Here is a 16,565-nt window from a genome sequence, read left to right on the forward strand (position 1 = left end):
TCCTGCGAAGTCGACGTGTGGCCGGCCTGTCCTGAACGGTTTGACAGGCGGCGCGAACCGGCGAACGCCGGTCCGCGGGACAGGATGTCCCGGCCCGCGAAAAGCGCGGGTTGCCGTAGCCAGCACGTTGGAAAGCTGTATAAATATACAGTATAGTGTGCGTTTGAAGCCCCTCGCGCCATGCGCGCCGCGTGGCTCTTTTGCACTTCCATTCGCGGCGGCGCAGGCGGGCCGCGGCACTGGCCAAACTCATTCAGACGGACAGATAAATTGTCATCTAATGGTACGAACCGCGGAACGATCCGCATCCGCGGCGCACGTCAGCACAACCTCAAGAACCTCGACCTCGACCTGCACACCGGCGAAATGACCGTCGTGACCGGACCGTCCGGCTCCGGCAAGTCGAGTCTCGTGTTCGACACCTTGTACGCGGAAGGGCAGCGGCGCTACGTCGAAACGTTCAGCGCCTATGCACGGCAATTCCTCGACCGCATGGACCGCCCGCAGGTAGACCGCGTCGACGGCGTGCCGCCCGCCATCGCGATCGACCAGACCAATCCGGTGCGCAGTTCGCGCTCGACGGTCGGTACGATGACCGAGCTCAACGACCATCTGAAGCTGCTGTACGCGCGCGGCGCCGAACTCTTCGACCGCGTGACGGCGCAGCCGGTGCGGCACGATACGCCGGAGACCGTCTACGCCGATCTGATGGCGCGTACCGCGGGCACCGATCCGCGGCTCGCGATCACGTTTCCGGTCGAATTGCCCGACACCGCGACGCAGGCCGAAGTCGAGCAGTGGCTCTCGGCGAGCGGCTACACGCGCGTGCAGGCGCAGCGCGACGTGGTGTCGCCCACGGGGGCGCGCAAGGTGCTGGATGTGGTCGCCGATCGCTTCCGCCTGCATCAGACCGAGAAGGTGCGCGCGCTCGAGGCCATCGAGGCCTCGCTGAAACGCGGCGCCGGGCGGGTGAACGTCTACGTGCTGCCACAGATTCCCGAAGAAAGCGCCGAGCCGCAGATCTGGCGTTTTTCCACCGGTTTGCACAGCCCGGAGAGCGACATCCGTTACGCCGATCCGCAGCCCGCGCTGTTCTCGTTCAACTCGGCGTATGGCGCGTGCGAAACGTGTCGCGGTTTTGGCCGGGTGATCGGCGTCGATCTGGGCCTTGTAATTCCCGATGAGCGGAAGACGCTGCGCGGCGGCGCGATCAAGCCGATGCAGACACCCGCGTGGAAGGAATGTCAGGACGACCTGATGCGCTACGCCGCGAAGGCCAGCATTCCGCGCGACACGGCGTGGTCGTCGCTGTCGCAGGCAGAGCGTGACTGGGTGATCAACGGCTCGCCGGACTGGGATGGGAAGTGGCAGACCCAGTGGTATGGCGTGAAGCGCTTTTTCGCGTATCTCGAATCGAAAGCGTACAAGATGCACATTCGCGTGCTGCTGTCGAAATACCGCAGCTACACGCCGTGCGAAACGTGCGGCGGCGCGCGCCTCAAAACGGAATCGCTGCTGTGGCGTCTCGGCACGAAGCCCAACGCCGACGCCGTACTCGATGCCGCGAACCGCTTCCTGCCGGTCGGCGTCGACTGGTCGCGCGCGCAGCTCGAAGCGCTGCCGGGCCTGACCGTCCATGACCTGATGCTGCTGCCGATCGAACGCATCCGGCGCTTCTTCGACGACATCACGCTGCCGGGCGTCCTGCTCGACGACGCGCTCAAACTGCTGCTGGCCGAAGTGCGCACGCGCCTCAAGTATCTGTGCGACGTGGGTCTCGGCTACCTGACGCTCGACCGTCAAAGCCGCACGCTCTCGGGTGGCGAAGTGCAGCGGATCAACCTGACCACCGCGCTCGGCACGTCGCTGACCAAAACGCTCTTCGTGCTCGACGAGCCGAGCATCGGGCTGCATCCGCGCGACCTGAACCGCATCGTCGAGGCCATGCACCGGCTGCGCGATGCGGGCAACACGCTGGTGGTCGTCGAGCATGATCCTTCGGTGATGCTCGCGGCCGACCGTCTGATCGACATGGGGCCAGGCCCCGGCGAGCGCGGTGGCACGATCATCTTCGACGGCGCGCCCGACGCGATCCGCACGGCGGGCACGCTCACGGGCGAATACCTGGGCGGGCGCCGGCATGTGGCGGATGCGTCGCGCTGGTCGCGTCGTCCGGTCGAGGCGGGCACGCCGCGCATCGTGCTGGAAGGCGCGCGCGAACACAATCTGCAGGACGTGACGGTCGAAATTCCACTGCAACGTCTCGTCTGCGTGACGGGTGTGTCCGGCTCGGGCAAGTCGACGCTGCTGCAGGACGTGCTGTATCCCGCGATGGCGCGGCATTTCGGCAAGGCGACGGAATCGCCGGGCGCGTTGCGCAGTCTCGAAGGCGCGGACAGCGTGAGCGACGTCGTGTTCGTCGACCAGTCGCCGATCGGCAAGACGGCGCGCTCGAATCCGGCGAGCTACGTCGGCGCGTTCGACGAAATCCGCAAGCTGTTCGCGAAGGCGCCGCTCGCGGCACAACGCGGCTACACGGCGGGCACGTTCAGCTTCAACTCCGGCGACGGGCGCTGCCCGACCTGCGGCGGCTCCGGTTTCGAACACATCGAGATGCAGTTCCTGAGCGACGTCTATCTGCGTTGCCCGGATTGCGACGGTCGTCGCTATCGCGCCGAAGTGCTCGAAGTGAAGATCGCGCGCGGCAATCCGGCGCGCGCGCTTTCTGTGGCGGACGTGCTCGAACTCACGGTGCACGAAGCCACCGAATACTTCGCCACCGATGCCGAAGTGCTGCGCGTATTGCAGCCGATCGTCGATGTCGGGCTCGAATACGTGAAGCTCGGGCAGCCGGTGCCGACCCTCTCGGGCGGCGAGGCGCAGCGTCTGAAGCTCGCGGGCTTTCTCGCGGAAACCGCGCAGGCGAAGACACCGCGCGGCGCGAAACAGACAATTGCGGCGGGCAAGCTCTTCATGTTCGACGAGCCGACCACGGGTCTGCACTTCGACGACATCGCGAAGTTGATGCAGGCGTTCGGCAAGCTGCTGACGGGCGGTCATTCGCTGATCGTGATCGAGCACAACCTGGACGTGATCCGCGCGGCCGACTGGATCATCGATCTCGGTCCGGAAGGCGGCGACGGCGGCGGCCGTCTGCTGTGCGCCGGCACGCCGGAGGAAGTGAAGGAGTGCGCGGAGTCGCATACCGGCCACGCGCTGCTGCACTACGACGAATCGATGGGCGTCGAAGTCGCGCCCGCCTCGCAGGGCGTACCGTTGCAAACAGCCTTGACGGCGGCGCGTGCGCGTCGGGCGGTGGAAGGCGAGGACGTCGTGCGGATCGTGAACGCGCGCGAACACAACCTGAAGTCGCTCGATGTCGACATTCCGCATGGCAAGTTCAACGTCGTGACGGGTGTGTCCGGTTCGGGCAAGTCGACGCTCGCGTTCGATATCCTGTTCCACGAAGGCCAGCGGCGCTATCTGGAATCGCTGAATGCGTATGCGCGTTCGATCGTGCAGCCCGCGGGGCGGCCTGAAGTCGATGCGGTGTACGGCATTCCGCCGACGGTCGCCATCGAGCAGCGTCTATCGCGAGGCGGCCGCAAGAGCACGGTCGCGACGACCTCCGAGGTGTGGCATTTCCTGCGGCTGCTGTACGTGAAACTCGGCTTGCAGCACTGCATTCATGACGGCACGCCGGTCACCGCGCAGAGCGTCGAATCGATCGCCGCACAACTGCTGCGCGATCACAAGGGCCAACATGTCGGGCTGCTTGCGCCGCTGGTTGTGAACCGCAAGGGTGTCTATACCGACCTCGCGAAATGGGCGAAGGCGCGCGGCAATACGCATCTGCGCGTCGACGGCGAATTCGTGCCGGTCGACCCGTGGCCGAAGCTCGACCGCTTTCGCGAACACACGATCGAGTTGCCGGTGGCGGATCTCGTCGTATCGGCGGATCACGAAGCGCAACTGCGCCGCGCGCTCGACGACACGCTCGAAGCCGGCAAGGGCGTGATCCATCTGCTCGCGCCGCTCGACGGTCTGCACGCCGCGATGAACGGCAAGGGTGGCAACGGCGCGACCGGGCATGTCGGCGAAGTGAAGGTGCTGTCGGTGAAGCGCGCGTGTCCGGCATGCGGCACGAGCTATCCGGAACTCGATCCGCGGATGTTCTCGTACAACAGCAAGCACGGCTGGTGCACGACATGCGTCGGCACGGGCCTCGCGCTTACGCGCGAACAGCGCGCCGCATATGACGACACAGTGGTCGTCGATGACAACCGTGGCCGCGAGCAGAGCCTGCCATCGGAAGAGCAGGAACCGGAAGGCGTGGGCGACGAGCCGTGTCCGGATTGCAGCGGCACGCGGCTGAATCCGGTCGCGCGCGCAGTGACGTTCGACGGGCAGCCGATCGTCGACGTCGCGCAGTGGACGGTGTCGCAGACGCGTCAGTGGGTCGACTCGCTCGAACTCACCGGACGGGAAGCGGGGATCGCGCGCGACGTCGTGAGCGAGATCGGCAGCCGCTTGCAGTTCCTCGAAGAAGTCGGGCTCGGGTATCTGAGTCTCGATCGTGCGGCGCCGAGCCTGTCGGGCGGCGAAGCACAGCGTATCCGGCTCGCCGCACAACTCGGCAGCAACCTGCAGGGCGTTTGCTACGTGCTGGATGAACCGACCATCGGCCTGCATCCGCGCGACAACCAGATCCTGCTGAACGCGCTGCGCAAGCTCGGCGAGAAGGGCAACACGCTTGTCGTCGTCGAGCACGACGAAGACACGATCCGGCGTGCCGATCACATCATCGACATCGGTCCGGGCGCGGGCAAGCGCGGCGGCAATCTCGTCGCGCAGGGCGGCGTGAAGGACCTCGCGGCACAGGCGGATTCGCTCACCGGGCAGTTCCTCGCGAACCCGATCACGCATCCGTTGCAGCCGCGCCGGCCGGTTACGCCGGCGCGCAGGAACGCTGCAGCGGTGCCGGAGAACTGGCTCACGGTGCACGGCGGCAAGTTGCACAATCTGCAGGACGTGACGGTCGGCATTCCGCTTGCGCGACTCGTCGCCGTCACAGGCGTGAGCGGTTCCGGCAAGTCGACGCTCGCCCGTGACGTGCTGATGGCGAACATGCTCGACGCAGTGGGCCGCTCGGTGCTGTCGTCGCCGGCGACGAAGCGGGCGCGCAAGGCCGCACAGGTCGAAGCGCCAACGAAGCAGTCGCGCGCGAGCGTGCTCGCGCGCAGTGCGCCACGACCGGCGCTCAACGTGACGCACGCGTGGCAGGGTTGCGAATCGATGACCGGCTGGGAAACCATCGACCGCGTGCTCGAAGTCGACCAGACGCCGATCGGCAAGACGCCGCGCTCGTGTCCGGCGACGTACATCGGCGTGTGGGACGCGATCCGGCGTCTCTTTGCCGATACGCTCGAAGCGCGGGCGCGCGGCTACACGGCTTCACGCTTTTCGTTCAACACCGGCGACGGGCGTTGCCCGGCGTGCGAAGGCCAGGGCGTGCGCACGATCGGCATGAGCTTTTTGCCGGATGTGAAGGTGCTGTGCGATGTCTGTCACGGCCAGCGCTTCAATCCCGAGACGCTCGCGGTGACGTGGCGCGGCAAGAACATCGGCGACGTGCTGACGATGGAGATCGATGAAGCGGTCGGGTTTTTCGCGCCGCTGTCGAATATCGCGCATCCGTTGCAGCTGATGAAGGACGTGGGGCTCGGTTATCTCACGCTCGGCCAGCCGTCACCCACGCTTTCCGGCGGCGAGGCGCAGCGCATCAAGCTCGTCACCGAACTGAGCAAGGTGCGCGACGACATCACGCGTCGCGGGCAGAAGGCGCCGCACACGCTGTACGTGCTCGATGAACCGACCGTCGGCCTGCATATGGCCGATGTCGCGAAGCTGATTCGCGTGTTGCACCGGCTCGTCGATGCGGGGCATAGCGTGGTGGTGATCGAGCACGATCTCGACGTGATCGCCGAAGCCGACTGGATCATCGACCTTGGGCCGGAAGGCGGTGTGGGTGGCGGCACGATCGTCGCGGCGACGTCTCCGGAAGGGCTCGTGCAGGTGAAGGCGAGTCACACGGGTCGTGCGCTCGCGCCGGTGCTCGCGCGCGAGCGCAACGCGGCTGCGCTAGAGGAACAGGGCGCCGTGAAGATCGGGTAAGCGAAAGGAGGGTGCGCGGCCGCGCGGTTGGCGGCCGGTGTGCCGCGTTGAACTGATTCAGGAAGGACAGCATCGGGGCCGCCTGCGTGAAGCATGCGGCCCCGATGTCTTTACAGCGCGCCCTGTTTTGTCGCGGCGCAGGCCGGGTTCGCGACGCCATTCGCGGAAGCCTTGCCGGTCGTGCATTCGCGCGCGGCGATCTGCTTGCGCCAGCCGTCGAGGATCGTATCGGCAAGGGCGTTGTAATCATGGCCGAAGTGATGCCCGCCGGGAGTGCGGATGACGCTCGCGCCGGTTTTGGCGAGTGCCGGGCACAGCGTGTCCGTTTCGTCCTCGCCGTAGATGCACTGCACGATCGCGGGCGGCACCTTCGCCACTTCCGGCATCGCGGGCAGCGCTTCGCTGCTGGCCGGCATGCCGAGCCAGCCGCTCACGCGGATCTGGAAGTCGGCGTCGTGCGCGAAGCCGAGCAGCGCCATCTGCGAGACCTTCGCGCGCAGCGCTTCGGGCAGGCGGTTATACGCAAACGGCATCACGTCCGCGCCGAACGAATAGCCGATCAGCGCGACGTGACGCGTATGCCAGCGCGCGCCGTACGTTTGCATGATGCGTGCGAGATCGTGGCTCGTCTGCTCCGGCGACTTCGTGCTCCAGAAGTAGCGCAGCGCGTCCACGCCCACTACCGAAACATTCTTCTTTTGCAGCGCTTCGGCAATCGTCTTGTCGAGATCGCGCCAGCCGCCATCGCCGGAAATCACGATCGCGAGCATGTCCGTCGGACGCGCGGCGGGCAATTCGATCAGCGGCAGATCGGATACGTCCTCGTCGCCCGTGGCGTGCGCGCGCAGATGCGGCGAGAGCAGGGCGACCATCGCGTCGGCTGTCGACGTGTTCGCCGCAAGCCGGCGCACCGGCACGGGCTTGCCGCCGATCGGCGCGGGCGCGTCGATGGCAGCCGAGGTCGTTGCCGCCACTTCGACGAAGCCAGGCAGGCCGTTGCCACGGCTGATCGTCGGATCGGGCGGGCAGGCGTTGAAGCGGGCGTCGAGTTTCGCTTCGGGATCGACCGATGCCGCACCCGAAAGCGTGTTCGAAGGCGCCGTGGAGATCATCCGCGTGGCAAGCGTGCCGCCTTCGCCGGTGCCGGCGACGACCGGCAGGAAGTAGCGGCTCAACTGCGCTTCACGCTGCAACTGGTGGCTGATGTTTTCGACGTCGCCGACGAGGTTGTGGCAGGCCTCCGGCTTCGTCCATTGTGTGGCGACATAGCGCGACGTGTCGACGCCGACGACCATCGCGCCTTCTTTCGCGAGCGCCTCGGCGGCCTGCTGGTCGGTGGGGCGCCAGCCGTCCGCCTTCGAGAACAGCACGACGAGGCCGCGCATCGCGCCCGAAGGCCGCGTGACCGTGACGTTGCCAAAGCGGCCGCCGGATACGGTGGTGACCGGCGCGGCCGCGGTGGTGGTGGCGCTGACGGAAGGGGGAGTGGCTGCAACCGCATCGGACGATGCAGAAGCGAACAGGCCCGAGGACAATCCCAGGGCCAGGGTGATGCTCAACAGTTTCATGAACGCCAGCCTTCGGCGAGAAGTGAGAGATCGGCGAGGGTCAGCACGACGCCAACCGAACCGGACGCCGCGAGGTAACGCGGCTCCCAGGTGGGCTGGAACTTGCTCTTGAAGCCCCGCAGACCGCGGAAGTTATAGAAGCGGCAACCGAAACGCCACATCAGACTGGCGAGACGATGCCACGGTGAAGCGAGCGGCGTCGGGTTCATGCCCGACAGCGGCGCCATGCCGAGACTCAGGCTGCGGAAATTTTCCTGCTTCAGATGCAGCGCGAGCTTGGTGAACAGATACTCCATCGCGTATGGCGACGCATCCGGCGCATGGCGCATCACGCCAACGGTTGCGTCCAGATTCAGATCGGTCGTCATGAACGTGACGAACGCGACCGGCGCGCCCTGCTGACGAACCAGCATGACGGATTGCGCGGCAAGGTAGTCGTCGGTGAAAGCGGCGACCGAGAAGCTCTTTTCCTTCGCGGAACGGCTGTCGAGCCACGCATCGGAAATGCCGCGCAGCGTTGGCAAGAGGCCCGGCACATGCGGTGGTTCGTACATCTCGACCGTCAGACCGTCGCGCTCGCCGCGCTTTAACGCATAGCGCAGGTGCGTGCGGTGCGAGCCGGCAAGTTCGAAGTCGCTCAGCACGATGCGCGCTTCTTCGCCGAGTTTCATCAGCGAAAGGCCGGCATCGAGATAGAGCGGCAGCGCGTCGGCGCGCACCTGGTAGAACGCCGCGCGGCCACCGTGCGCATGCGCGAGCGCCATGAATTCACCGATCAGTTCGACCCATTCCTCGCGCGGTCCAACCGGATCGTGCAATGCGGCCCACGTGCGGCCGTGCTTCGCGTACATCAGGAACGCCTCGCGCGACTTCGAAAACAGGAAACTCTTGTCGCCCATCAGCGCGAGGCCGGCGTCGCTGCGCTCCTGCGCGCGCACGATTTTCGCGGCGTCGACGAGGTCGACTGCGGGCGGCTTCACGAAACGGCCCGCAGCCGGACGCAGCAGTTGCCAGAACGCGATGACCGCGGCGAACAGGCACGCGCCGAACGTCGCGCGCAGTGCGCGCGGGGCGCGTTCGTCGAACGCGAAGGCCCACCAGAGGTCGCGGCTGTACTGCACGTCGCGGAACGCGAAGAACAGCACCCACGACGCGACGATCATCACGATACCGACCGACACGAGCCAGGTCGCCGTAAAGCGCTCGCTGAAGAGCGACGACGAGCGGTTGAAGCGTCCACGCGTCGTGGCGAGCAGCACGATCAGCACGCTCAGCACGCCGGCCTCGACGAACGCGAGACCCTTGGTCAGCGAAAGCGCGAGGCTCGCGACGGCGAGCAGCATCGTGAGCCACCATGCGGCATCGAGCCGGCGCAGCAACCCGCGTGCAACGAACAGCAGCAGCACGCCAAGCAGGCTCGCGATCAGCTGCGAGCTTTCGAGGACCCACAGCGGCAGCACGGCTTGAAGCAGCGCGAGGCGCTTGCCGAACGCGGGCGTCGCGCCGGAAATCACCAGCATGCCGCCGACCGCGAACGTGACGACGCTCAGGAAGAGCGGCGCCAGCTGCGTGATGTGCTGCGAGTTGCGCGACGTAAAGCGCGCCTTGAGCGCATGACCTTCGAAGCCGGCGAGGAGGGCCGACGAAAGCAGAAGCGGCACGCCGAAGTAGATCACGCGATAGGCAAGCAGGGCGGCGACCATGGCGGGCGTCGGCATCGTGCTGCCGAGCGCGAACACCATCGAAGCCTCGAACACGCCGAAGCCGCCCGGCGTATGGCCGATCATGCCGAGCAGCATCGCCACCGAGAAAATCGCGATGAAGTGTGCAAAGCCGATGTTCGTGTGCGGCAGCAGCGCCCACAGCGCGATGCTGGCGGCGGCGACATCGGCGGCGGCGAGCGCGAGCTGCGCGACGAGGTCGCGCCGCGCGGGCACGTCGAGCTTGAGCGGACCGAGCTGGACCTGGCGCGCAACACGCGGGCACATCGCGATCAGCACCGCGAACAGCGCGACGACGGCGAGACCGGTGCAGACCAGCAGCCCGGGCGAAAGATGCGTCATGCGGCTCATCGAACCTGCGGCGTACAGCATGCCGAGGCCCGAAAGCAGCACGAGGGAGAGACCGAGCGTGACGCTCGTGAACAAGGTGATGCGGCCAACCTGCGCCGGCTTGATGCCTTCGGCGCCGTAGATGCGGATACGCACGGCCCCGCCCGTCAACGCGCCAAAACCGGTGGCGTTGCCGAGTGCGGACGCCACCGTTGCGCCGATCCACAGCACCGGGCGCGACACGCTGGCGCCAATCGAGCGCAGCCCGACCGCGTCGCGGGCGACGAGCACAACGTAACTGGCGGCTGTCGCGACGAGCGATGTGATGAGCGCCTGCGGCGGCAGATTGCGCAGGCTGCGGACGACGGCGTAATAGTGGAGGGTTTTCGACAGATGCTGGAAAACCAGCAGAACGATGGCGCAGACGACCAGCGCGAGGGCGGGAACGGCGATGCGGCGCAACGGCAGGGACTTCAGCCCGCCTGGAGCGACCGGGCCGAGCACGCGCGAGAAGCGGTGGAAGAAGCTCGGTTTTCCCTGATGCACCGTGTCGGTGCGTGCCGACACTTTATTTGAACCGATACTGCTCACTTGCCTACCCCATTGAAAGCCATGCGTATTATAACGGCAAGGTCGTCAGAAAGTTGACGCGGCAAGCGGCAATCTGGTGCAAATACGTACTAAATTTGGGAAAGTGCCGAGGCGCCCGCAGGGCGGGCGCCGGACGCACGCTTTCGGGGGCCTACCCGTGCTGTTCGAGATGCCGCTGGATGTCCTTCGGGGCCATTTTGGAGATATCGCCGGAAATCTCGTCAAAGACCAGTTTGCGCGTCTCCTCGGTCATATGCCGGCGCACGAGGCCGAGAAACCGGGGCTCGATCGCAAGGCGCAGGCGCGTGAAGCGCTGCTGCAGGCGCCCCTTGTCCAGATAATCGACGAGCATGCGGGCGAACTGGTCACGCGCGGTGTCGTCGGGGCTGTTCTGGGCGGGCATCGCGTTCTGGCCGGGTTCGCCGTTGCGCAGCGACGGGTCGCGTGTGCGGGCCTGCGGGTCGGTAAAACCTTCGATTTCACGCAGATCGAGCTTGAGCCCGTTGGTCTCGAAAATACGGGCACGATTGCCGTCCGCGACGACAACCCAGGAAATCGTGGTCATGCTTTCCTCCTTTTAAGGGCGTGAGGGCGCACGAGAAACAATAGCGCTCCGCGCGCCCGCCTGCCGGGTTTTCGCCAGGGGCCGACGCCAGTCGGGACACAGCGCGACGCGGGCACCGGGCGAATGAAGCGTACGCTTCAAAGCTGGCTCGCGGTAGCCGTTGTCGTGACCGGATCAGGTCGGCTCCAGACCGCGTTCCATACAGGTCGACAGCCGCGCGCATCTCACGTTCCTGCGAATCTTTCGTCGTCCAGCGAGGCCGGTGGTTACTCACGGCGGAATGCCCCATTGCGCGAGACTGCATCTTTGACCCACGCGTTTGGCGTGATGTGACACAAGCAAGGCGAAGGGCAGCGCACTTTTAGCCCGGCCCTGTTTCTATTCCGTATGCGTGCTTTTAGCGCCGCATGCGCGGATCACCAGCGCGACGACCTGTTCGGTCGCGTCGTCATAAGCCTTTTTAGACAGCGCGCGTTTGCCTGCCAGTGCTTCGATCTGTGCGTCGAAATCCGCATAGTGCTGGGTCACCGCCCAGATCATGAAGAGGAATGCGCGTGCGTCGATGGGCGCGAGGAGTCCGCGCGCGATCCAGTCGTTGATCACAACGACACGCGTTTCCATCCACGGCTTCACGCGACCCGCCAGGATGTCCTGCATGTGCGTCGCGCCACGAATGATTTCGTTGGCCCACACCTTCGATGCGAGCGGGCGGCGCTGCGACAGCTCCATCTTCGCGCGCACATAACCGCCGATGGCTTCCACCGGATCGTCGCTGCTGTCGAACGTATCGGCGGCGCGGTACCACTCCTCGAAGATGTCGTCGAGCACGCGCCGGTAAAGCGCAAGCTTTGTCGGGAAGTAGTAATGCAGGTTGGCTTTAGGCAGGCCAGCGCGTTCCGCGATCATCGCCGTGCTCGTACCTTCAAGACCGCGCTCCGCAAAAACGGCTTCGGCGCAGGCAAGCAGATGCGCCTCATTCGTATTGCGGATGTGTGCCTTGCGCCGCCGCATTGGCTTTGCCGCTTCTGCGTTTTCGACGCTCGTCACTGGCGCATCGTCGCTTTTCATCATGGCCTCGTTTGGCGCGGCTGCCGCGTCGCGCCTCATTGTAGTCGTAATGCGGCGTGCGAATACGGCATGTCGCACGAATGCGAATGGCGGTCCGTGCGTCATGTTGCAATGCAATGGCACGCTTTTCGCTCAAAGAGAAGTCATTGAAATATAGCCGGTAATCGTCTACAACCTGTCCAACTGGACAGGATTGGGCGGGCAGGGAAAACACGTAGACAGGACCGCGCGGGACGCGCGCACGATGTGCACCGCAGGCGGGCGAAATGCCCCACGACATGTCAGCGATGCACCGCGTTTAACTATGCAACCGCGCTTTTGAATCGCCGATTCGCTGAGGAGAAAGACTGATGAACGCAGTGACCGAAAGAGGGCTCGACGTATCGATCAAGGTGAACGGTCAGCGTCTATGGGACAGCCTCATGACGATGGCGAAGATCGGCGCAACACCTAAAGGCGGCGTCTGCCGCCTGGCGCTGACGGACCTCGATCGCGAAGGGCGCGACCTGATCGTGAGCTGGGCGAAAGAGGCCGGCTGCACGGTGAGCGTCGACCAGATGGGCAATGTCTTCATGCGACGCGCGGGACGCAACCCGTCGGCGCTGCCGGTCATGACGGGTTCGCATGCGGATTCGCAGCCGACGGGCGGCCGCTTTGACGGCATCTACGGTGTTCTCGGCGGCCTCGAAGTGATCCGCAGCCTGAACGACTATGGCATCGAGACGGAACATCCGGTCGAAGTCGTAATCTGGACGAACGAGGAAGGCTCGCGCTTTGCGCCGGCCATGGTCGCATCGGGCGTGTTTGCGGGCGTCTTCACACTCGACTATGGGCTCTCGCGCAAGGACGTCGACGGCAGGACGATTGGCGAAGAACTCAAGCGTATCGGCTATGCGGGCGACGTGCCGTGCGGCGGGCGCCCGGTTCACGCCGCGTTCGAACTGCATATCGAGCAGGGGCCGATACTCGAAGCGGAACACAAGACGATCGGCGTCGTAACCGATGCGCAGGGTCAGCGCTGGTACGAGATCGTGTTGACCGGCCAGGAAGCGCATGCGGGTCCGACGCCCATGCCGCGCCGACGCGACGCACTGCTGGGCGCTTCGCGCGTGGTGGATCTCGTGAACCGTGTCGGGCTGAATCATGCGCCCTTTGGATGTGCAACGGTCGGCATGATGCAGGTCCATCCGAACTCGCGGAACGTGATTCCTGGACGCGTATTTTTCACGGTCGATTTCCGTCATCCCGACGACACCGTTCTCGCGCAGATGGATGCGGAACTGCGTGAAGGCGTCGCGCGCATTGCGGGCGAAATCGGCCTTGAAACGCAGCTCGAACAGATTTTCTACTACAAGCCGGTTGCCTTCGACGCAGCGTGCGTGAAGTCGGTGCGCGCGGCGGCTGAACGCTTCGGCTATCCGAATCGCGACATCGTATCGGGCGCGGGCCACGATGCCTGTTATCTGGCGCAGGTGGCGCCGACTTCAATGGTGTTCGTGCCCTGTGTCGACGGCATCAGTCACAACGAAATCGAAGACGCGAGGATCGAATGGATCGAAGCGGGCGCGAACGTGCTGCTGCACGCGATGCTCGAACGCGCGTGCGAGCCGGCTTCCTGAACCTCAGCGGATAGACGCACTTTAAAGGTTGTTTCCTGATTTCGACGCTGGCTTCCTCGCTAAAGGCGAAGCCAGCGGGAACGTGTTGTTTCTCTTGCCGAAGGAACGCGCATGGCTACGAAGGAAACCGGCGATATCGCCGCAGGCCGCCTACAGGCCGACCAGCTCGCGTGTCAGTTCACCGACGTCGCGCCCCTGCTTGAACCCGGCGCGGCGGCGATTGCCGCGAGTCGCTGTCATTACTGCTACGACGCACCGTGTGTGAACGCGTGTCCGACACAAATCGATATTCCCGGCTTTATCCGCAAGATCGGCAATGGCAACCTTAAGGGCGCTGCGGTCGACATTCTTTCTGCGAATCCTTTAGGCGGCATGTGCGCCCGTGTGTGTCCGACGGAAATCCTGTGCGAAGGCGCTTGCGTACGCAACCATCAGGATGAGCAACCCGTTGCGATCGGCGCACTGCAGCGACACGCAACCGACTGGGCAATGGCGCGCGATCTCAAGCTGTTCACGCGCGCGGCGGAAACCGGCCGGCATGTGGCGGTGGTCGGCGCGGGCCCGGCCGGTCTCGCGTGTGCACATCGGCTCGCGCTCGAAGGTCATCGCGTGACGCTTTTCGATGCGCATCCCAAGGCCGGTGGCCTTAACGAATATGGTATCGCCGCGTACAAGACGGTCGATGAATTCGCGCAAAGAGAAGTCGACTGGCTGCTGTCGGTGGGCGGCATCGAATTGAAGACAGGCGTTGCGCTCGGGCGCGATGTCACGCTGGATGCGCTTCGCCAGCAGCACGACGCCGTGTTTCTTGCGGTGGGTCTTGCGGGCGTGAAGGCGTTGCAGATCGAAGGCGAAGCGCTCGCAGGCGTGGAGAACGCAGTCGATTTCATCGCGCGTCTGCGTCAGTCGAACGATCTTTCGACGCTGCCGGTAGGGCGTCGCGTGGTGGTGATTGGCGGCGGCAACACGGCGATCGACGCAGCCGTGCAGAGCCGCAAGCTCGGCGCCGAAAGCGTTTCGATGGTGTACCGGCGCGGCGTCGATGCGATGGGCGCGACGTGGGCCGAGCAGGAATTCGCGCAGACGCAGGGCGTATCGATTGTGCTGTACGCGCAACCCGTACGTCTGCTCGGCGATCGAAAAGCGGTAACAGGTGTCGAATTCGAGCGCACGCGTGAAGTGGACGGACGCCTCGCAGGTACAGGCGAACGCTTCACGATTGCCGCCGATGTCGTGCTGAAGGCCATTGGCCAGACGCTCGTCGCCACGGGCCTCGACGCTGAAATCCTGACCACCGACGGCGCGCGCATCGAAGTCAATGAAGAACGGCACACGTCGCTGGATAACGTCTGGGCAGGCGGCGACTGCGCTGCGACAGGACTTGACCTGACCGTGCAGGCAGTTCAGGACGGCAAGCTCGCGGCGGCATCGATCAGCGGCGTGTTCGCACGCACGGCAAAGCGCGCGGCGTAGCAGCACGTAGCAAGGAAGGCGCGGGCCTCGACGCCACGCGCAGCGATAAAAAGCGTTTCACCCCACGGAGCCAGACATGGCCGATCTTCGTTGCACCATCGCCGGCATCACGTCGCCGAATCCTTTCTGGCTGGCCTCAGCGCCGCCCACCGACAAGGCTTATAACGTCAATCGCGCATTCGAGGCGGGCTGGGGTGGCGTCGTGTGGAAGACGCTGGGTCTCGACCCGCACGTCGTCAATGTGAGTTCGCGCTATGGCGCGGTGCAGTGGAACGGCCAGCGTATCGCGGGCCTGAACAACATCGAACTGATCACCGACCGTCCGCTCGACGAAAACCTGCGCGAAATCGCGCAGGTCAAGCGCGACTGGCCCGATCGCGCGATGATCGTCTCGTTGATGGTGCCGTGCAACGAGCGCGACTGGAAATGGATCCTGCCGCTCGTGGAGGACACCGGCGCCGATGCAGTCGAACTGAACTTTGGCTGCCCGCATGGCATGAGCGAGCGCGGCATGGGCGCGGCGGTCGGGCAGGTGCCCGAATACATCGAAATGGTCACGCGCTGGGTGAAGGAAGGCTCACGTCTGCCGTGCCTCGTGAAGCTCACGCCGAACATCACCGACATCCGCCTCGGCTCACGCGCCGCATACAAAGGCGGTGCCGATGGCGTGTCGCTCATCAATACGATCAACTCGATTGTCGCCGTGGATCTCGACGCGATGGCGCCGATGCCGACGGTCGACGGCAAAGGCACCCACGGTGGCTATTGCGGCCCGGCGGTCAAGCCGATTGCGCTAAACATGGTCGCTGAAATCGCGCGCGACGTGGAAACGCCGGGCCTGCCGATCTCGGGCATCGGCGGCATCACGACGTGGCGCGACGCAGCCGAGTTCATGGTGCTGGGCGCAGGCAGCGTGCAGGTGTGTACCGCCGCGATGCACTACGGTTTTCGCATTGTGTCCGATATGGCGGACGGCCTCTCGAACTGGATGGACGAAAAAGGCTACGCAACGCTCGACGATATTCGCGGACGCGCCGTGCCGAACGTCACGGACTGGAAATTCCTGAACCTGAGTTACGACATCAAGGCGCGCATCGACCAGGACAAATGCATCCAGTGCGGTCTGTGTCACATCGCGTGCGAGGACACCGCGCATCAGGCGATCCTGCGCGAGAAGGACGGTGTGCGCCATTTCGAAGTGGTCGATTCGCAATGCGTCGGGTGCAATCTGTGCATGCATGTGTGCCCGGTCGATGAGTGCATCACGATGGAGCGCGTCGACGCGGGCGCATATTCGAACTGGACGACGCATCCAAACAATCCTCCCGCGGTGACCGCCGCCACGGATGAATCCGAAGCACCGGCACCGGTATCCGCGCACGCGGCCTGACGGTTTGCATGAGCGCTGGACGCATCGCACCACATGACGATGCGCCAGTTTTTCGACAATGGGAGA

General features: G+C 65.0%; 8 protein-coding genes. 4 read left to right on the plus strand and 4 right to left on the minus strand.

The genetic code is table 11. The annotated features are described in order from the left end of the window. Nucleotides 1–180: 180 nt before the first annotated feature. A complete protein-coding gene (gene uvrA, locus LPA36_RS12710) occupies nt 181–6,174 on the plus strand; it encodes an excinuclease ABC subunit UvrA (protein ID WP_407674268.1) in 5,994 nt (1,997 codons plus the stop codon). A gap of 110 nt (nt 6,175–6,284) precedes the next feature. On the opposite strand, the gene LPA36_RS12715 is transcribed toward uvrA, so the two are convergent. The 4 genes from LPA36_RS12715 to LPA36_RS12730 form a co-directional block, all read right to left on the minus strand. Next, nucleotides 6,285–7,715, minus strand: a complete 1,431-nt coding sequence (locus tag LPA36_RS12715; RefSeq protein WP_407674279.1) for a virulence factor family protein — start codon at nt 7,713–7,715, stop codon at nt 6,285–6,287. 23 nt (nt 7,716–7,738) lie between these two features. Then, the gene (gene mprF, locus LPA36_RS12720) at nt 7,739–10,360 is read right to left on the minus strand and encodes a bifunctional lysylphosphatidylglycerol flippase/synthetase MprF (protein WP_407674269.1); all 2,622 of its coding nucleotides are present in this window, start codon (nt 10,358–10,360) and stop codon (nt 7,739–7,741) included. A gap of 175 nt (nt 10,361–10,535) precedes the next feature. Further along, nucleotides 10,536–10,949, minus strand: a complete 414-nt coding sequence (locus LPA36_RS12725; RefSeq protein ID WP_228876945.1) for a host attachment protein — start codon at nt 10,947–10,949, stop codon at nt 10,536–10,538. A 378-nt stretch (nt 10,950–11,327) separates the two neighbouring features. Beyond that, on the minus strand, nt 11,328–12,056 hold the full coding sequence (locus LPA36_RS12730; protein WP_228876946.1) for a TetR/AcrR family transcriptional regulator: 729 nt from the start codon (nt 12,054–12,056) through the stop codon (nt 11,328–11,330). 311 nt (nt 12,057–12,367) lie between these two features. Between LPA36_RS12730 and LPA36_RS12735 the strand changes: the two genes are divergently transcribed. From LPA36_RS12735 to preA, 3 genes are all read left to right on the plus strand, one after another. Continuing rightward, on the plus strand, nt 12,368–13,636 hold the full coding sequence (locus LPA36_RS12735) for a Zn-dependent hydrolase (protein WP_228876947.1): 1,269 nt from the start codon (nt 12,368–12,370) through the stop codon (nt 13,634–13,636). A gap of 111 nt (nt 13,637–13,747) precedes the next feature. Further along, on the plus strand, nt 13,748–15,109 hold the full coding sequence (locus tag LPA36_RS12740) for an NAD(P)-dependent oxidoreductase (protein ID WP_228876948.1): 1,362 nt from the start codon (nt 13,748–13,750) through the stop codon (nt 15,107–15,109). 76 nt (nt 15,110–15,185) lie between these two features. Next, complete coding sequence (gene preA / locus LPA36_RS12745) at nt 15,186–16,499, plus strand: NAD-dependent dihydropyrimidine dehydrogenase subunit PreA (protein WP_228876950.1); 1,314 nt, start codon at nt 15,186–15,188, stop codon at nt 16,497–16,499. The last annotated feature ends 66 nt before the right edge of the window (nt 16,500–16,565 follow it).

This window comes from Paraburkholderia saeva, assembly GCF_907164555.1.
In the GTDB taxonomy this organism is placed as follows: domain Bacteria; phylum Pseudomonadota; class Gammaproteobacteria; order Burkholderiales; family Burkholderiaceae; genus Paraburkholderia; species Paraburkholderia saeva.